Origin of the sequence: Acinetobacter sp. 826659, from assembly GCF_000588515.1 — a bacterium.
GTDB lineage: Bacteria > Pseudomonadota > Gammaproteobacteria > Pseudomonadales > Moraxellaceae > Acinetobacter > Acinetobacter pittii.
Genome location: NZ_JFYD01000007.1, coordinates 99,898 through 119,331, shown reverse-complemented (window position 1 = coordinate 119,331; position 19,434 = coordinate 99,898). Strand labels below are relative to the sequence as shown.

The window sequence follows — 19,434 nt, the reverse complement described above, 5'->3', positions numbered from 1 at the left end:
AGGCCATTACCAACCTCTTTTATTTTTTAAATTTACCACCAATATTCTAGTTGCATGCCAAAATTTGACCCATGTCCTGTGTTATAAAAATCACTATCAGGATATAAACGATCTCTCAAATTCTGTTCATCCTTGTTCCAAAAAGCATATGTGTAATACAACCGAAGTTCAGGTCTGTCGTAATATCCTGTTCCTTTTAGTGACCAAGTTGGTGCAATAGTCAATTTTGTTAGACTTCGATTTTGATCATTGCTATCTATCCGGTCATAGCCAATTTCGGTCGATATTTTAAAATGGTCTTGTACAACATAAGCTATTCGGGAGCCTATCGAAAACCATTCATTATCATTCTGATTCTTAAATTTATCTTTTTGATATATAAATTGAGCCTGTCCATTGAAAACTTTATTTTCAGATTCCCAATCTAAAACTTCAATGAATCTTAAAGAAGAATTATCTCGGTCCAACTCAGGGTTGCCAGTATAACTTAGCCCCATACCTGCTCCTTCGCCATATTGCAAAGCAACTGTATTCTTACCATTTAAGACATCGGAAGTTATATTCTGCAATGTTAAGGCCCAACCTGTATGATCTGCATCAATAATAGATAAGCCTGTATTGAGTTTATTTGTACCATTTAGCTGAATGTCTTTTATGGTAAAGTCATGTCTATTAATATATTTTTTCTGAAATACATTATCTTTTCTAGAGAAAACATAGCTTAATGACAGATCATTAATTTTATAATTATCGATCCCGAACCCTGTTCCGGTTTGGTTCCAATAGAATAAATCAGACATGTGAATATCATTTCGATTATAAAACCTTCTGCCTAACCAAAGATTTGCTCCATTTAAATAAGAAATATTTTTCCAATCTAGATAGATCTGATTTAAGCGCGTATAGCCATCGTCACCACTAAAACTTAAACTTTGACCATACTGGTTATAAAATTGAAGCATTCCATTGATAATAATCTCAGAATTATCATTCAGTTTTAGTAGACTTTGTTTAGCAAATAGCTCTGCATATTGTTCACATTCATTTCCAAGACGGTATTTTGAAGGTGCGCCAGTGAGCTGAAAACATTCTTGTACCCCCCCGCTCTCTGTAACTCCCATACCTGTACGTACATATCCTCCCATTTCAGTAGCAAAAGTAATTTGAGAAATGGCATAAAACGTAGTTCCAATAATCCAAGGAGACTTCTTCATTTAAAATTCCTTTTTAAGTGTGAGTTTTCCATACTCACTTATATTCCAAGCAAGGTTGGATAAAAGGACTAATGATTAATAGAAAGAAAACGAAGACTATGTGTGATTTGAAAAGGCTCAAACAAGAGCCTCTATATATTATTTTTTAAATTAGATCTAAAAGAGAAAAATTGAGTTCGTGAAGTCAGCTTTTGTATTTAAATATTTTTAGCATGGGCATTCATTTGATATGTCCAAGCTTTAACAGTTTCCCCTGATTCAAGCATTACATCTACTATAACTCGTTCATATTGAAAGCCTTCAAAATCATCAAGCATCTGCCAGTTTTCAGCAAGTTTTTCTGTGCTAAATAGATAACCTTCTACCCACTCCGCCTGAGGATCTAACACAATTGCTTTTAAGCCTTGATCTGGTCCCCAATCTAAAATATGTATGATTCCTCTTACCGAAGCTTTGGTCCACGTCCCTCCAATCTGTTCGAGAATATGAGCATTTGCTTTATTTGGACATAATGTTCCATACACAAAAAGCTGATTCATTCATCTATCCCTTTTTCAATATTCATAGTTGGTCTGATCTGCGATCTTGCAATTTTATCAATATCTTGATTCCAATATAAAATATGAAGTAATAAAAAACGGCACTCAAGGTACCGTTTTTATTTCAAATCTTATTAAGCTTGCTTTTTCAACTCATCACGAATTTCACGTAATAATTGAATATCTTCAGGAGTTGCAGCTGGAGCTTCTGGTTCATTTTTATCACGGCGAAGTCTATTTAATAATTTCACCATTAAGAACACAACCCAAGCCAAAATAATGAAGTTAATTAAAATGGTGAGGAAATTACCATAAGTTAAGACATTAACACCTGCTTTTTGCAAAGCATCTAAAGATTGTAAATTGTTAGGGTTTGCACCTAATACAATGAATTTTTGTGAAAAATCAACACCACCACCAGTAATCACACTGATAAGTGGCATGATAATATCTTTTACTAAAGAGTCCACGATTTTGCCAAAAGCACCACCAATAATCACACCAATGGCTAAATCCATCATATTGCCTTTAATAGCAAATTCTTTAAATTCTTGAATAATACTCATCTAAACATCTCCAGATGTCGGGGGGCCGAAACACGTCATATTTTTCTTTTTCATTGGCATCTTATCGAATTAGATAGTACTCGCCATGATATTGATAATTTAATATTTTTATCAAAAAAAGAAAGTTATTTCACACTTTAACAACATATTCTCTTACAACAAAAATATGGTTTTAAGCCCACTTTAATTTCAGATATAACGATTAAAAAAAACCGCTAAATTAATTTAGCGGTTTTTTCTTTTTCATTTAAGAAAAATTATTTATCACGGTTACGTTTACGTTCATTTTCAGTCAAATAACGCTTACGGATACGGATTGATTTAGGTGTTACTTCTACTAACTCATCATCTTCAATGAATTCAAGCGCTTGTTCAAGCGTATATTCAATTGCAGGTACTAAAGTTAAAGCATCATCTGTACCAGACGCACGAACGTTAGTTAATTGTTTCGCTTTAGTAGGGTTTACAACCATATCGTCTGAACGAGAGTTAATACCCACGATCATACCTTCGTAAACTTCTAACTGTGGTTTAGCGAACAAACGACCACGGTCTTGTAAACTGAACAATGCATAGCCCAAGCAAGTACCTTGAACCATAGAGATCAATACACCGTTTTGACGTTTCGCAACAGTACCTTGTTTAACAGGACCATAATGCGAGAAGCTTGAAGTCATGATCCCTGTACCAGAAGTCATGGTCAAGAATTCAGAACGGAAACCAATCAAACCACGTGAAGGTACAGTTGCTTCAATACGGATACGGCCTTTACCGTCAACTTCCATATTGGTCATCTCGCCTTTACGGTGACCCATTTGTTCCATTACAGCACCTTGATGCTGTTCTTCAACGTCAAAAGTTACGTTTTCGTAAGGCTCTTGTCTTTCACCATCAATTTCTTTGATGATTACTTGTGGACGAGATACGCCCATTTCGAAGCCTTCACGACGCATGTTTTCAATTAAAACTGAAAGATGAAGTTCACCACGGCCAGATACTTTAAAACGGTCTGGACTGTCAGTGTCTTCAACACGTAAAGCTACGTTATGAATTAATTCGCGATCAAGACGTTCACGAATATTACGTGAAGTTACGAACTTACCTTCTTTACCAGCAAACGGAGAGTTGTTTACTTGGAAAGTCATAGATACTGTAGGTTCATCTACAGATAAAGCTGGTAATGCTTCAACATTTTTCGGATCACAAATCGTGTCAGAAATGTTAAGTGCGTCGATACCAGTAATACATACGATATCACCAGCAGATGCTGATTCAACATCAATACGCTCTAAACCATGGTAACCCATGATTTTTAAGATACGACCGTTACGTGTATTGCCTTCTTTGTCAATTACAGTAACAGGAGTATTTAATTTTACTGAACCACGTTGAATACGACCAACACCGATAACACCTACGAAGCTGTTATAGTCAAGTGATGAAATCTGCATTTGGAATGGACCATCAACATCAACTGCTGGTGGTTCAACGATGTCTACAATCGTTTCAAACAACGGAGTCATGTCTTCTGCAAGCTCTTCTGGAGCAGGACCCGCTACACCACGTAAACCTGATGCATAAACGATTGGGAAATCTAATTGCTCATCAGTTGCGCCCAGGTTATCAAATAAATCAAATACTTGATCAATAACCCAATCTGGACGCGCACTTGGTTTGTCAACTTTGTTGATAATAACAATTGGTTTTAAACCACGAGCAAAGGCTTTTTGTGTCACAAAGCGAGTTTGTGGCATTGGGCCTTCTTGAGAGTCAACTAAAAGTAATACGCAGTCAACCATCGACATAACACGTTCTACTTCACCACCGAAGTCGGCGTGTCCCGGGGTATCCACGATGTTGATACGGTAAGTTGTATCAGTACGTTTATCTAACCAAGTAATAGAAGTGTTCTTTGCAAGAATGGTAATACCACGTTCACTTTCAAGCGCATTTGAGTCCATGACACGCTCAATCTCGCCTGCTCGTTCACCGAGAGCACCAGATTGCTGAAGTAGTTTATCGACAAGTGTGGTTTTCCCGTGGTCGACGTGCGCAATAATTGCGATATTACGGAGATTTTTGATATCTGACATGAAAATTCGAAACGCCTGAAATTTGAGGGCAAATTATACAGAAAAACACTACTCTTGAGTAGTGACAGTTTATTGACATTGACAAAAAAAATTTCCAATAGCCTGTATTTCATTTTGTAAAGATAGGTATCTCGATTAGAATAGCGCCAATTTGCGAAATTGCGGCGTACCTACACCCATGTCCAATCAACACTCTCAAGACCATCTTGACCTTGTTTATGGCTTAGATGATCGACCAAAACCTCTGATCGCTTTTTTAGCAGCTTTCCAGCATTTGCTTGCGATTATTGTACCAATTGTTACACCAGGGCTTTTAATTTGCTTAGCTTTAGGCGTATCACGCACTGAAACCAACATGATTTTATCGATGTCTTTGGTGATTTCAGGTATTGCTACATTTCTTCAATGTAAAAAAGTCGGCCCGTTTGGTGCAGGTCTTCTGATTGTACAAGGCACTAGCTTTAACTTTATTGGTCCAATTATTGGTATTGGTAGTGCAATGGTTGCCGCAGGAACTCCTGTAAACCAAGTTATGGCTGCAATTTTTGGTGTAGTCATTGCTGGTTCCTTTATTGAAATGGGTGTTTCGCAAATTCTTCCATGGGTAAAAAGATTAATTACTCCTTTGGTGACTGGTATTGTTGTTTTATTAATTGGCTTAACGCTTATTAAGGAAGGCTTGATTAGTATGGGTGGTGGCTACCAAGCCATGCAAGACCATACTTTTGCAAGTGCAGACAACCTTATTATGTCATGTACCGTACTTGCTATTATTATTGTGCTAAACCGCATTCGGGTGGTTTGGATTAAAAGTTCAGCCATTTTAATTGCTTTAGTGATTGGTTACATTCTTGCAGGATTTATGGGTTACCTAGATTTCTCAGGTATTAAAGATGCGCCTCTTGTACAGATTCCAACACCAATGCACTTTGGTTTAAGCTTTTCTTGGGGCTTATTCATTCCAATGGCTTTTATTTATTTAGTCACATCTTTAGAAGCGATTGGTGACGTGACTGCGACCAGTAAACTTTCAAACCAACCCGTTAATGGTCCGGAATGGATGAAACGCATTAAAGGCGGTGTTTTAGTGAATGGTGCAAACTCTTTACTCGCAGGCTTATTTAATACTTTCCCTAGTTCTGTTTTTGCTCAAAATAATGGTGTAATTCAACTCACTGGTGTAGCTAGCCGTTATGTGGGTATCTGGATTGCTGCTTTACTTATTTTATTAGGTTTATTTCCAGCAGTAGCTGGTGTAATACAAGCCGTACCACAGGCGGTATTAGGTGGCGCTGTGATGGTAATGTTCGGTGCCGTAGCTGCATCAGGCATTAACATTCTCTCATCTATTCACCTTGATCGCCGAGCACTTTTAATTATCGCAATTTCACTTGCATTAGGTTTGGGGGTTGCTCAAGTTCCTCAAATTTTGGAACACCTACCAGAATTATTTAAAAATATTTTTAGCTCTGGCGTAGCGACAGGTGGTATAGCAGCATTAATTTTAAATGTTGTACTTCCTGAAACACACAAATAACTATTTTTTAATTTTGATTATTGCCCAGTTTCCACTGGGCATTCTTCTTCATGAGAGATGTACATGGATCCTAGAAGTGAAGTGGTATTGAGACAACAAGACTATTTAAAAGGTAGAGTCTTGTTCATTAATGCACCGAATGATGCCTTAGTTAGTCAATTACCAGCGGATATTGATGCTTCAGTCTGGACATGGAACCATGCTGACTATCAGAGCTTTATAAATAGTGGAACAAATGCACATTTCTCAGTTGAGTTTCCATTACAAGAATTCGATCAAGCCGTCATTTTTGTTCCCAAATCTAAAGAACTGTTAAATTACATATTGCATGTCGTAATGAGCAATCTTAAAACTGCTCAGTCTGTTTTTTTAGTAGGTGAAAAAAAAGGTGGTGTTGAACGCGCTGCCAAACAACTACAAAGCTTCGGCAAAGTACTTAAACTCGATAGTGCACGCCACTGTCAGCTATGGCACTTAAAGATTGAAAAAACAGAACAAATTAAACCTCTCGAAAGTTGGCTTAAAACTTACACTGTTCATGTTAATGAACAAGAGCTTACGATTTGTGCCCTTCCCGGTGTATTTAGCCAAAATCATCTAGATGTCGGAACTGCTGTTTTACTCCCTTATCTTAATCAGGTGAAATCAGGTAGAATTGCCGACTTCGGGTGTGGTGCTGGAATTATCAGTTGCTATTTGGCAAAAATAAATTCAAGTAATATTATTCATGCCCTAGATATTGATGCTTTCGCTTTACGGTCAACGGAAATGACTTTTAGTCGAAATGGAATAGGTTCAGACCAGTTGAGATTGCAGCCTGTTACAGGTATTGCAGACGCTCCAACAGAACTCGATGCCATTGTCAGTAATCCCCCTTTCCATCAAGGTATTCATACCAACTATGATGCAAGTGAAGGACTCTGCCAAAACGCTAAAAAACATTTAAAGGCATCAGGTGAGCTATGGATTGTAGCAAACCGTTTTTTAAACTATCCGATCTTAATTGAGAAGCACTTTGGTCAGTGCCAGATTAAAACTGATCATCAAGGCTTTAAGGTGTTATATGCCTGTGCATAACAAACTATGTAAGGAATCTCCATGAGCGAAACACATGCTCCTGAAAAACTCCAGCGTAAGCTAGGGGCTCGTCATCTGAATATGATCGCCATTGGTGGTTCCATTGGTACAGGCCTCTTCCTTGCTTCTGGATCAACCATTGCAAACGCTGGCCCTGGTGGAGCGCTACTCGCCTACTCACTCATTGGCATTATGATTTACTTCTTAATGACCAGCTTAGGTGAGCTTGCAACTCATACACCAACATCCGGTGCCTTTTTTACTTACGGCAGTCGTTATGTCGAAGAAGGCTTTGGTTTCGCTCTAGGCTGGAACTATTGGTATAACTGGGCAATCACAGTTGCATTCGAGCTTGTTGCGGTTCAGTTTATTATGAAGTTCTGGTTCCCTGATATTCCAGGGTTCTATTGGAGTGCCCTGTTCCTTATTGTTATTTTTATGATTAACGCAATGACAGTAAAGGGATTTGGGGAAAGCGAATTCTGGTTTTCGATGGTAAAAGTGATTGCTATTGTTGCATTCATTATTATTGGCTTAGCCATGATCATCAAGATTATGCTAACTCCAGGTGTTGCAACTTTCGGAAACTGGACTTACAAAGAGGCCCCTTTTGTAGGCGGTTTACAAGCCATGATTGGTGTAGCAATGATTGCCGGATTCTCTTTCCAAGGCACGGAAATGGTTGGGGTTGCTGCTGGCGAATCAAAAGATCCAAAGAAGACAATTCCACTTGCAATCAAACAGATTTTCTGGCGAATCTTATTATTCTATATCCTATGTATTTTCATTATCGGCACTCTGATTGCCTATGATGACCCGAATTTACTACAAGCAGCTGCCACTGAAGATATCGCACTATCTCCATTTACATTGCTTTATGAAAGAGTAGGTTTTGCTTTTGCTGCGAGTTTAATGAATGCCGTCATTCTTACTGCTATTTTATCAGCAGGTAATTCAGGCATGTATTCCTCAACTCGTATGTTGTTTAAAATGGCTCAAGAAGGCCGTGCACCAAAGTGGTTTGCAAAACTCGATGGTCGTGGCGTTCCAATGAACGCGCTATATGCAACGACTTTTATTGCTGCATTCTGTTTCTTAACAACATTTATTGGTGAAAAACAAGTATTTAACTGGCTACTCAATATGTCGGGTATGTGCGGTTTTATTGTTTGGTTAGGAATCGCGATTTCACACTATCGGTTCCGTAAAGGATACATTGCTCAAGGCTATAAATTAGAAGATTTAGCATATCGTGCCAAATTTTTCCCATTTGCACCTTGGTTTGCATTTATTCTCTGTTCAATCATTATTTTAGGGCAGAACTACCAAGCCATTTTAGGTGGAAAAATTGATTGGTTAGGCTTACTTTCAACTTATATTAGCTTGCCACTGTTCTTGATCATTTGGTTAGGTTATAAGTGGAAAAATAAAACCAAACTGATCTCTTACGATCAAATGAACGTCAAACCTGAGCAAGATTAAAACTGGTCATTAAAGTAAATCAAAGATCAAAAACTTGATCTTTGATTAAAAGAGCGTAAAATGCCGTTCAGATTTTCAACGGCACTTTTAAATAAGGAGGACATCATGCCATTACCATTAGTACAAGGTAAAACAGATTAAATAATTTGGCACGATGTCAGCTCACGGACAAGTGTACAAATTCACACCACTTGTCCGAATGCTTAAATTTAGAACCTAGCATTCGCTAGGTTTTTTTATGCCTGCTCGGACAAAAATAAGAGAAAAATTATGAGCATACAAAAAATATTAAACAAGGAGGCACTCTATGGTGTCCCTGTTAAAATTTTCACTCAAGACATAGATAGTGAAAGCATCGAACAACTCAAAAAAATGGCTCAGCTGCAATTCATCTATTCTCATATTGCAGTTATGCCTGATGTGCATGTGGGCAAAGGTGCTACTGTAGGTAGTGTTATTCCCACTAAACACGCCATTATTCCTGCTGCTGTAGGAGTTGACATTGGATGTGGAATGAATGCAATTCGCTTGAGTTCAAAGGCTTCACAATTACCTGATAACTTAAGTCGTTTGCGTGATGCGATCGAACGCAAAGTCCCGGTTGGCTTTGCTTTACATAAACAGGTTAAGGCAAAGGCTTCCAGCATTATTCCACTTGAAAAACGCTTAGAGCCAATTATCAAAAAGCATCCTGGCCTTGTTCGTATGCTTCGACAATTTGATGCAACATGGCAAAAGCAACTTGGGACTTTAGGTGGTGGTAACCACTTTATAGAGTTATGTATTGATGAGAATCAAGATGTCTGGGTGATGCTACATTCTGGCAGCAGAGGGCTTGGCAATATTATTGGCACTTATTTTATTGAGTTAGCCAAAAAAGAAGCTCAACATCGCTTTGGCCATGTTCCAGATAAAGACTTAAGTTATTTTGCTGAAGGCTCAAAAAGTTTTGATGATTATGTAGAAGCTGTGGAATGGGCACAAGAATATGCTTTTGAAAATCGAAAAGAAATGATGCGATTAGTCTTAGAAGCAATTCGACCTCTTCTACCTTCTTTTCAAATGACAAAAGAAGCGATTAATTGTCATCATAATTATGTAAGCCGTGAAACACATTTTGGCGAAAATCTATTGATTACCCGAAAAGGTGCAATTAGAGCAGGCTTAGATGAGCTAGGTATTATTCCAGGTTCAATGGGCGCACGATCTTATATTGTTAAAGGCAAAGCAAATCCTGAATCATTTTGTTCTTGTTCTCATGGGGCTGGGCGTAAGATGAGCAGAAGTAAAGCAAAAGTTCTTTTTAATCAGCAAGATCTTATTGAACAAACCCAAGGCATTGAATGCCGTAAAGACAGTGGCGTTGTCGATGAAATTCCAAGCGCCTATAAAGACATTGATGAAGTCATGGCGAATCAGTCAGACCTCATTGAAGTCGTTCATACTCTAAAACAAGTTTTATGTATTAAAGGTTAAAGCATGAAAATTAAAGAAATGCCAAAGATCAAAGTCCGTAATCAAGTAGCTCTATCCCCTTTACTTCACAAAGGTGGTATGCACGAAACGGAAAAACCTCGTGCTCAACATCGCAGAGATAGACAAGACACTAAACAGCAATTGAAGAAAGGTAATTGGTAACTAATTTAAACCAAGATCGAAAGCCATTATTAAGGAGACACAGAAATGACTAAATATTTTAAAAATCGCCATAAAAAAAGCGACTCTAACGAGTCGCTTTTTTACTGTTCAAGAACTCAAATTATTGAGCTGCTGCAGGAGCTGCCGCTTCTTGACCAGGTTGAACAACTACAGTACGGCTACCAGTGATTGTCGCGAATACACGACGGTTCATAGCACGACCTTCTTTAGTTTTGTTGTCAGCAATCGGTTGATCCCAAGCGAAACCTTGAGTAGACAAACGAGATGCATCAACGTTGTATTCGTTTACAAGAGCTGATTTAACAGAGTTAGCACGAGCTAAAGATAAACGTTCGTTCAACTTACGTGGACCAGTGTTATCTGTGTGACCTTCGATACGTGCAGTAGCGTTAGGGTATTCAGTTAACTTCTCAGCAACTTTAGCGATTTCTGGCTTGTATTGGTCTTTGATGTTTGATTTGTTAGTATCAAAGAACACACGAAGTTCCATGTTAAGGTCTTCAGTTAACTCTTGTGGTTGTGGAGCAACTGGAGTTGGTTCAACTGGAGCAACTTCTACTACAGGAGCAGCAGGCTTCAAGTGACCACCAAGAACTACGTTCAAACCAGCAAGAGCTGTATAGTTCCAGAACTCTTCATCAGCGTTATAAGTAGCACGAGCTTCTGTACGAAGAGATAAAGCATCGTTTAAGCGCCAGAAAGCACCAACACCCGCATTACCTAAAGTACCTTCTTCTGAGTTACCACGTGTACCACGGTTTACGCCATCAAAGTCATACTTGTAGTGACCAGCACCTAACAATACGTATGGCTTGATTTTGCTGTCGTAGTTTTTAGTGATTAAATCAGAAGTAACATAGAAGTTACCGTTGATTTGTTTTTGTTTATATTCAGCACCAGCAGCAGCGCCGTCTACGTCGCCTTTAACTTGGTTATATTCAGCTTCGAAACCTAACCATGGTGTTAACTCGATACCAAGAGCTGCACCAACGAATAAATCGTCTTGTAACTCAGGTCCGTTAGTTAAGTTACCATCTTTACCGCCATTGTTGTGTTGGCTGTCTTGGAAAGTGTAACCAAGCAATAATGGAGTAACTGTTACGCCAGCATTAGCAGCAGCTAATGGAGCAGCAACAAGCATAGTAGCAAGTGCAATACGACTCAATTTCATGGATATCCTCCAGAGATAACAATTGTTGTTCAAGCTCAGCCTAAATTTATTGGCCCCTGAGATATTTTCACCCCAGTATTATTTTTAAGCTATTCACATTTGAATCATACAAACACTTGATAGACTTTCCAAGTGCTTGATAATTTTAATCAAGTAAATTATTGACAAAATTACTTACAATTTCCGTTGTAATTCGGTAATTTTTCACTCAACTAGCAAATATGAACAACTTCTTTCTTTCGCTTACGGTGATTTTACCAGTATTCTAGCATCCTGATAACCTTTATTTAATTTTGTGTTTCCTCACTATAAAAATCATTATAAATCATTGATAGAAAGCATAAAATCAAAATATTTCTTTATATATTAAGGAATTTTAATGTTTAAAACTCCCGGTTTTACGTTGTTGGAACTCACTATAACGCTCGCAATTCTTATGATCATGGCCACTATAGCGCTTCCTTTATATCATCAATTTATGGCTTCTGTAGAATTAAAAAATTCGTCTCGACTACTCACAATTCATATACAAAAAGCCAAATACGACGCAATTCTACGACATAAGAGTGTCGTACTTTGCCCAAGTGTTGATTTGTCTACATGTAATAGTAACTGGGATACAAGTCTTATAAGCTTTGTAGACACGAATCAGAATCTACAAAGAGAAAACAATGAAGAAGTATTAACTAATGTTGAACTTGCTCATCGCTACGGTTCTTTAAAATTTCAAAAGTTTGGAAAAAAACTAAATAGTATTGTATTTCAGGGCGACACAGGACTCCCACGCGAATCTAACGGCACTTTTACTTACTGTTCTTATAACCAGCTTAAAAACTTTAAATTAATTCTCAGCAAAATGGGACACACCCGTTTAGAAGACCTTAAAAATTGTTAGAACTCTACAGTCTAATGCAGAAGATATCTCTCTTTGATTTTTGCAATATACTGCCTAGGTTTTAAACATTTGTTATTTTGAGATTAAGAACAATCGGAGATTACAACAATGACTGACATCGTAATTGTAAATGGTGCTCGTACTGCCATGGGTGGTTTTCAAGGATCACTATCAGGACTTACAGCGCCTGAATTGGGTGCGGTAACGATTAAAGAAGCAATCGCACGAGCAGGTTTACAGCCTACTGATGTCGAAGAAGTTATTATGGGTTGTGTACTGCCTGCTGGGCTAAAGCAAGGTCCAGCACGTCAAGCGATGCGTAAAGCTGGCTTACCAGACTCTACAGGTGCAGTAACAATTAACAAGCTTTGTGGTTCTGGCATGAAAGCTGTTATGCAAGCCGCTGATATGATTAAAGCAGGTAGTGCTGAAGTTGTTGTTGCTGGTGGTATGGAGTCTATGACAAATGCACCTTATGTTTTACCAAAAGCACGAGCTGGCTACCGCATGGGCCATGGTGAAATTAAAGATCATATGTTCTTTGACGGGCTTGAAGATGCAGAAACCGGCCGTTTAATGGGTTCTTTTGCTCAAGATATGGCAAATACTCGTGGCTACACACGTGAGCAAATGGATGACTTTGCGATTCGCTCTTTAAAACGTGCTCAAACAGCAATTACTGAAGGTTATTTCAAAGACGAAATCGTTCCAGTTACCGTACCTAGTCGTAAAGGTGATGTCGTTGTTGATCAGGATGAACAACCTTTAAATGCCAAGATTGACAAGATTCCTTCACTCAAACCAGCTTTTGCAAAAGACGGTACAATTACCGCAGCGAATGCAAGTTCTATTTCAGATGGTGCGTCTGCATTAGTATTAACTTCAAGTGAAGCTGCAGCAAAGCGCGGTTTACAACCACTTGCGAAAATTATCGCGACAGCTTCAAACTCTCAGCATCCTTCAGAATTTACGATCGCTCCAGTTGGTGCTATCGAAAAAGTGCTTAAAAAAGCGGGCTGGAATGCGCAAGATGTTGACCTGTGGGAAATTAACGAAGCGTTTGCTATGGTTACCATGTGCCCAATTGATGATTTCAAACTTGATGCAGAGAAAGTAAATATCAATGGTGGTGCTTGTGCACTAGGTCACCCTGTAGGTTCTACGGGCTCTCGTATTATTCTTACACTTATTCATGCACTGAAACGTACTGGCGGTAAAAAAGGTATTGCTGCACTCTGTATTGGTGGTGGTGAGGCAACAGCAGTTGCAATTGAACTCATTTAATCCAAATTCATTATTTTAAAATCCCACTTCGGTGGGATTTTTTATGAAAAAACTACAAAAAATGACCCACAAAATCACTTTTAAGTTTTAACTTATTCCTTTAAACGAAAACAACAATGGACAATAACAATGCAACTCAATCACTATCTCAATTTCCAAGGTCAAGCAGAACAAGCCTTTAACTTTTATAAATCAGTATTTGGTGGTGAATTCGGTATGTTAAGCCGTTATGGTGATATGCCAGCGCCTGAAGGTGTGACGTTATCGGAAGCCGACAAAAATCTGGTTCTACATGTTTCTTTACCGATTAATGAGTACACTGTGCTTATGGCCTCAGATACAAATGATCAGTTTTGTGCCCCTAACAGCGTTTTTACCCAAGGAAATAATCACTACATCTCGATCAACCTTGAAAAAGATGAGCAAGAAAAAGCAAAACAACTTTTTGATGCCTTATCTGTTAATGGTCAAATTGAAATGCCTTTAGAAAAAACGTTCTGGGGCGCATTGTACGGCGCTTTTACCGATCAGTTCGGTATAAAGTGGATGGTTAACTGCCAGCTTGATACCTAATATGTTCAATATTTAGCCCTTATAGAGATACCCACTATTTCTATAAGGGCTTTAAACATCGATATTGGAATATTGTGCAATAATCATTAAACCTACAGTAATAAAACCAATTCCCACCCATCCTGCCACATCGATATTCTGACCAAGAAAAATCTTTGCCAAAAAAGCTGTTGCTAATACACCTATCCCAGACCAAAGCACATATAAGATTCCAGCTTGCATATATTTCAAAGCAATAGCAGCGCATGCAAAAGAAATAATATACAAAACCAGAGCAATACCCTGAGCTGTTTTATTGACTAAGCCATTCCCCTTAGCAGAATAAAATGTTGAAAGTACATCTGTCGCAATAGCAAAAAGTAGCCACCAAGCACCAAGATTTATTTTTGAAATTAAACCTAACATTGTTGTTCTTCAGTTGAGTCATTTAAAAATTATTCATAAAAAAAGCTGAACCTGAGTTCAGCCTTTATATTTAAAAACTATTTAAGCACCAGTTTGATAACTTGCTTGCGGTACGGCTGTTGAAGCTTGGTACGGATTGGTAAAGTCTTGCAAACCAGCTGCCGCTTCTTGCACATCTTTACCTTCTTTAATCACAAAACTATCAAAACCTGAACGTTTTAAGTAATTTAGAACATCCTTAAACACATCACCAGTTGCACGCAATTCGCCTTGGAAACCTTGACGACGCAATAGTGCAGCAAATGAATAACCACGACCATCACCAAAACCTGCAAACTCAATGAAAATTGCATCAAGTTCACTTAATGGAAATGTGTGCTCTTCAGGTGAATCATTTATGGTCACATACAAAGCTTTTTTGCCTTGAACGTTAGCTAATTGATCGAGTTGAGCTGTTGTGACCACAACATCACCTTGGGGAATAACACCATCTTCAGCAATGATTTGATAAGTATTATCTGCAATCGTGCCATCTTTATAAAGCACTGGTAGAGCTGTATTAAGCATATGCACGCTCCTTAAATGGTTGAATTCCTACACGGCGATATGTATCAACAAAACGCTCACCTTCAGTACGCAAATCAAGATAAGTATTCAATACTTCTTCAATAACATCAGGCACAGCATCTGCTGCAAAAGATGGCCCTAAGATGTCACCGATTGATGCATCATGGTCTGAATTACCACCTAATGTAATTTGATAGAACTCAGCGCCTTTCTTATCTACACCTAAAATACCGATGTTACCTACATGGTGGTGACCACAAGCATTCATACAACCAGAAATATTTAGGTCTAAATGACCAAGATCATAAACTTTGTCTAAGTCATCAAAACGACGTGTAATTGCTTCAGCAATTGGAATTGATTTCGCATTTGCAAGTGAACAGAAATCACCGCCTGGGCAACTAATGATATCGGTAATAAAGCCGATATGTGCACGCGCCATATTTTGTTGTTCAAGCGCTTGCCATACATCGAACAAATCTTTTTGAGGTACATCCGCCAAAGCAATGTTTTGTTCGTGAGTCGTGCGAAGTTCACCAAACGTATATTTATCAGCAAGATCTGCAATAAAATTCATTTCTTCGGTGGTCATATCACCTGGCGCAATACCTGCGCGTTTTAGAGAAATCGTAACAATACGATAGCCCTTCACTTTATGCGCATGCGTGTTGATATTGAACCATTGTTTGAATTTTGGATGCTCAGCAAATAAAGCTGTGAAATCTTCATCTTCTAAATCTTGATAATCAAACGGTGTGAATTCTTCATCCAGTTTTTTCAAGATTTCTGGCTGAATTTTCAGTGCTTCACGTGTATGTTCAAATTCAGCTTCAACTTTCTGTGCAAATACTTCAGGTGTTAATGCTTTAACTAGAATCTTGATACGCGCTTTATATTTGTTATCACGACGACCATGCAAGTTATAAACACGTAAAACCGCTTCTAAGTAAGCGATTAAGTCTTCACGTGGTAAAAACTCACGGATAACGCTACCGATGATTGGGGTACGGCCTAACCCCCCCCCAGCCATAATTTTGTAGCCGATCTCGCCTGCTTCATTACGCACGATATAAACACCAATATCGTGGAATGCAGTCGCCGCACGATCTTTTTCTTCAAGTGCAGAAACAGCGATTTTGAACTTACGTGGCAAAAATGCAAATTCTGGGTGGAATGTACTCCACTGACGAATCAATTCACATGTTGGACGTGGATCTGCAATTTCACCAGCAACTACACCTGCATATTGGTCAGTTGTCGTATTACGAATACAGTTACCACTGGTTTGAATGGCATGCATTTGTACAGTTGCAAGTTCCGCCAAAATGTCTGGCACATCTTCAAGTGCAGGCCAGTTTAACTGAATGTTTTGACGTGTAGATACATGTGCATAACCACGGTCATAAGCAGTTGAAACTTCAGCAACTTTACGTAATTGTTTAGAATTCATTAAGCCATACGGCACAGCAATACGCAGCATAGGCGCATAACGTTGCACATATAAACCATTTTGCAAACGTAATGGACGATATTCATCTTCAGAAAGTTTGCCAGCTAAATAGCGTTCTGTTTGATCACGGAACTGAGCAACTCGTTCATTAACCAGCTGCTGGTCGAAATCGGTATATAAATACATGGCGTATGGCTAGTAGATTCATTATTAAGGCGGATAGCATAGCGAGCTTTTATTCATCAATAAAATGCTTTTTTTGCATATTTAATAACGGTTTTATTGATAAGCTTTAATATAAATCGACATAAAAAAAGCCCGGATAAATCCAGGCCCTTTCTATAAAAGCTTTTTATTTGTTATCTGGTAAGGCATAAGCCACTAAATAGTCGCCCATTTTCGTACCAAATGAACCATGACCACCAGCCATGATTACCACATATTGCTTACCATTGATTTCATAAGTCATTGGTGTTGCTTGTCCACCTGCTGGTAAACGCGCTTCCCAAAGTTTCTTACCGTTAGTAACGTTAAACGCACGTAAGTAATTATCTTGAGTTGCACCAACAAACATGACATTACCGGCAGTAGAAATTGAACCACCTAAACCAGGCACACCAATTTTCACAGCTGGTAACTGGAACAAGTTCGGCAAGCTGTCACGAATTGTACCAATACGTTTTTTCCATACCACTTCATGAGTTTTCAAATCAACGCCAGCTACATAGCCCCAAGCCGGTTGTTTACAAGGTAAACCAAGCGGAGATAAGAATGCGCTAATTTCTACACCATAAGGTACGCCGTACATCGGTTGTACGCCCTGCTCAGTTCCCGCACCTTTTGCAGTTTGTGCACGGTTTGGATCAGCAGGAATTAAACGACTGACGAATGGCAAACCAATAGGGTTCATTACAGCAACCTGACGATCAGGGTTAACTGACATACCACCCCATTCAAATACACCTAAGTTACCAGGGAAAACTAAAGTACCGTTTTCAGATGGTGGCGTATAAATGCCATCGTAATTTAGACGTTTGAACGATACACGACACATGAGCTGATCAAGCATAGTGGCACCCCACATGTCTTTATCAGTCAATTTATCTTGTGGCGCCAAGTTCAAGTCAGAGAATGGCTGAGTTTTTGAATAGAACTCACCTTTAGTTTGTGGTCCACGTTTAACTGTTTGTGGAACTGGTTTCTCAGTTACAGGAACAATCGGTTGACCATTACGGCGATCAAGCACAAAGGCATTACCTGTTTTCGTCAATACATAGATTGCAGGAACAGTTTGGCCAGCTTTGTTTTTGATATCAGCTAAAGATGGTTGTGATGGTACATCCATATCCCATAAATCGTGATGGGTTGTCTGGAAGTTCCACACTAATTTACCAGTAGACGCATTAATCGCTAACATTGAGTTTGCATAACGCTCTTTCAGCTCGGTACGGTCACCCCCCCAGATGTCTGGTGTACCTACACCTGTTGGTACATAAACGATATCAAGTTTTGCATCGTATGCTAAAGGTGCCCACGCGTTTGGGGAGTTATGAACAAAAGTAGTACCTTCGCCCGGCATCGCATTTGGATCTGCTGCACCAGTATCAAATACCCAAAGAAGTTTACCAGTGTTAACGTCGTATCCACGAATCACACCAGATGGCTCTTTATTTGAGTAGTTATCTGTTACAGAACCAGCAATCACAACAGTTGAACCAGTCACGATACCAGGAGATGTCGGGTTATAACCGCCTGGATACGCATATGGCATAAACTCTTGCAAGTTCACTTCACCATTTTGACCAAAGTCAGTACATGCTTTACCAGTGTCAGCATTTACAGCCACTAAACGGCCATCGTTGACTGGTACAAATACCTTACGTGGACATTGTGTAGAGCTAGATTTTTTGCTTTGAAGACTCGTTGCAAACTCAGTTGTATTGTTTGCATCGTAGTACATCACACCACGACAAGTTAAATGCTGGAATGATTTATCCGTTTTAAGTTTCGGATCAAAACGCCATTTTTCTTTACCTGTAGCAGGATCAATCGCAATTAACTGCTGATGAGCTGTACAGATAAACATGTTATTACCGATTTTAATCGGTGTAACCTGATTAGTCGTTTCGCCAGAGTCGTTATCTGTTTTAAGATCGCCAGTACGTAAAGTCCAAGCAACTTTCAAGTCTTTTACGTTCTGATCATTGATCTGTTTCAATGGAGAATAACGCACGCCTGCTTGAGTACGACCATAAGCTGGCCAATCACTTTCAGCAACACCAGGCACGGCTTGAGCTGTTTCTGGTTGAGGGGTTTTGATTTCACCATTAATTTCTTGCGGATCATTGAAGATAGAATAAACCATCAACACGATTGCAATTGCTAAAGTTGAAGATAAGGCAACTTTACTTGATCCAAGGTTGTTGATTCCACGAGTTACAGCCGGAACCAATAACCATAAACCAAGAATACCTAAAATATCTAAACGTGGTGCAAGCGCCCAAAAGTCTGTTCCAACTTCCCAGACACTCCAGATAATAGTTCCTAGCATTAATGCAGCATAAACCCACAAAGCAGTAGAAGCACGCTTGTAAAGTTGCCATGCAACAATGAGGAGTAATACTCCAGCTATAATGTAGTAAATTGAACCGCCTAGTGTAGCGAGCCAAATACCTCCAATTAACAGGAATAACGCCAGTAACCCAATAATAATTACGGTAAAAGTCGTTAAACCTGATCTTGAAGTAGGTTGATTCATAAACCACCTCTTATCAATCATCATTTTTATAGGAAAGATGTGCCAAGAACCTTATAGAAAAATGGCATCACCAATACATCTAAAACAAATTCAGGCATCAAGAAAAAACGGAAGGTCAGGATAATTCAATTAATGAGTTAGCCCTCGACAATCCGTTTTTCGGA

17 protein-coding genes are annotated in these 19,434 nt (G+C 38.8%); 8 read left to right on the top strand and 9 right to left on the bottom strand.

Going from position 1 to position 19,434, the window contains the following annotated elements:
• Positions 1 to 32 precede the first annotated feature (32 nt).
• The 4 genes from J663_RS15050 to typA form a co-directional block, all read right to left on the bottom strand.
• Positions 33 to 1,214, bottom strand: coding sequence for a maltoporin (locus tag J663_RS15050; RefSeq protein WP_033850731.1), 1,182 nt, complete (start codon positions 1,212 to 1,214; stop codon positions 33 to 35).
• A 197-nt stretch (positions 1,215 to 1,411) separates the two neighbouring features.
• On the bottom strand, positions 1,412 to 1,753 hold the full coding sequence (locus tag J663_RS15045) for a gamma-glutamylcyclotransferase family protein (RefSeq protein WP_032036936.1): 342 nt from the start codon (positions 1,751 to 1,753) through the stop codon (positions 1,412 to 1,414).
• Positions 1,754 to 1,887: 134 nt separating this feature from the next.
• A complete protein-coding gene (gene mscL, locus J663_RS15040; protein WP_017385595.1) occupies positions 1,888 to 2,319 on the bottom strand; it encodes a large conductance mechanosensitive channel protein MscL in 432 nt (143 codons plus the stop codon).
• A gap of 257 nt (positions 2,320 to 2,576) precedes the next feature.
• The gene (gene typA / locus J663_RS15035; protein ID WP_002116501.1) at positions 2,577 to 4,412 is read right to left on the bottom strand and encodes a translational GTPase TypA; all 1,836 of its coding nucleotides are present in this window, start codon (positions 4,410 to 4,412) and stop codon (positions 2,577 to 2,579) included.
• Positions 4,413 to 4,590: 178 nt separating this feature from the next.
• Between typA and J663_RS15030 the strand changes: the two genes are divergently transcribed.
• The 5 genes from J663_RS15030 (at position 4,591) to J663_RS19430 (ending at position 10,146) form a co-directional block, all read left to right on the top strand.
• The gene (locus J663_RS15030) at positions 4,591 to 5,949 is read left to right on the top strand and encodes a uracil-xanthine permease family protein (RefSeq protein ID WP_002116159.1); all 1,359 of its coding nucleotides are present in this window, start codon (positions 4,591 to 4,593) and stop codon (positions 5,947 to 5,949) included.
• A 63-nt stretch (positions 5,950 to 6,012) separates the two neighbouring features.
• Positions 6,013 to 7,026 carry a methyltransferase gene (locus J663_RS15025; RefSeq protein ID WP_033850729.1) on the top strand — a complete coding sequence of 338 codons (1,014 nt, stop codon included), beginning with the start codon at positions 6,013 to 6,015 and terminating at the stop codon, positions 7,024 to 7,026.
• Positions 7,027 to 7,047: 21 nt separating this feature from the next.
• Positions 7,048 to 8,508 (top strand): amino acid permease, encoded by a 1,461-nt coding sequence (locus tag J663_RS15020; protein WP_033850727.1) that lies wholly within the window; start codon positions 7,048 to 7,050, stop codon positions 8,506 to 8,508.
• A 270-nt stretch (positions 8,509 to 8,778) separates the two neighbouring features.
• A complete protein-coding gene (locus tag J663_RS15015; protein WP_033850726.1) occupies positions 8,779 to 9,984 on the top strand; it encodes an RtcB family protein in 1,206 nt (401 codons plus the stop codon).
• Between the two features lie 3 nt (positions 9,985 to 9,987).
• Complete coding sequence (locus tag J663_RS19430) at positions 9,988 to 10,146, top strand: hypothetical protein (protein WP_033850724.1); 159 nt, start codon at positions 9,988 to 9,990, stop codon at positions 10,144 to 10,146.
• Between the two features lie 121 nt (positions 10,147 to 10,267).
• Here the strand turns inward: J663_RS19430 and omp38 are convergent, their stop codons facing one another.
• Positions 10,268 to 11,338: an outer membrane protein Omp38 gene (gene omp38 / locus J663_RS15005; RefSeq protein ID WP_031949255.1), complete on the bottom strand. Its 1,071-nt coding sequence runs from the start codon at positions 11,336 to 11,338 to the stop codon at positions 10,268 to 10,270.
• A 379-nt stretch (positions 11,339 to 11,717) separates the two neighbouring features.
• Between omp38 and J663_RS15000 the strand changes: the two genes are divergently transcribed.
• From J663_RS15000 to J663_RS14990, 3 genes are all read left to right on the top strand, one after another.
• Positions 11,718 to 12,233 (top strand): GspH/FimT family pseudopilin, encoded by a 516-nt coding sequence (locus tag J663_RS15000; RefSeq protein WP_033850722.1) that lies wholly within the window; start codon positions 11,718 to 11,720, stop codon positions 12,231 to 12,233.
• Between the two features lie 108 nt (positions 12,234 to 12,341).
• Entirely contained in the window at positions 12,342 to 13,517 is a 1,176-nt protein-coding gene (locus tag J663_RS14995; protein WP_033850721.1) for a thiolase family protein, read from the top strand.
• A gap of 129 nt (positions 13,518 to 13,646) precedes the next feature.
• Positions 13,647 to 14,090: a VOC family protein gene (locus J663_RS14990; protein WP_005072758.1), complete on the top strand. Its 444-nt coding sequence runs from the start codon at positions 13,647 to 13,649 to the stop codon at positions 14,088 to 14,090.
• A 51-nt stretch (positions 14,091 to 14,141) separates the two neighbouring features.
• Here the strand turns inward: J663_RS14990 and J663_RS14985 are convergent, their stop codons facing one another.
• The 4 genes from J663_RS14985 to J663_RS14970 form a co-directional block, all read right to left on the bottom strand.
• A complete protein-coding gene (locus J663_RS14985) occupies positions 14,142 to 14,495 on the bottom strand; it encodes a DMT family transporter (RefSeq protein WP_033850720.1) in 354 nt (117 codons plus the stop codon).
• Positions 14,496 to 14,576: 81 nt separating this feature from the next.
• A complete protein-coding gene (locus J663_RS14980) occupies positions 14,577 to 15,062 on the bottom strand; it encodes a DUF934 domain-containing protein (RefSeq protein WP_033850719.1) in 486 nt (161 codons plus the stop codon).
• Positions 15,055 to 16,698, bottom strand: coding sequence for a nitrite/sulfite reductase (locus J663_RS14975; RefSeq protein ID WP_016143101.1), 1,644 nt, complete (start codon positions 16,696 to 16,698; stop codon positions 15,055 to 15,057). The genes J663_RS14980 and J663_RS14975 overlap by 8 nt, the downstream gene beginning before the upstream one ends.
• A gap of 166 nt (positions 16,699 to 16,864) precedes the next feature.
• Positions 16,865 to 19,270: a glucose/quinate/shikimate family membrane-bound PQQ-dependent dehydrogenase gene (locus J663_RS14970; RefSeq protein WP_017400275.1), complete on the bottom strand. Its 2,406-nt coding sequence runs from the start codon at positions 19,268 to 19,270 to the stop codon at positions 16,865 to 16,867.
• Positions 19,271 to 19,434 lie beyond the last annotated feature (164 nt).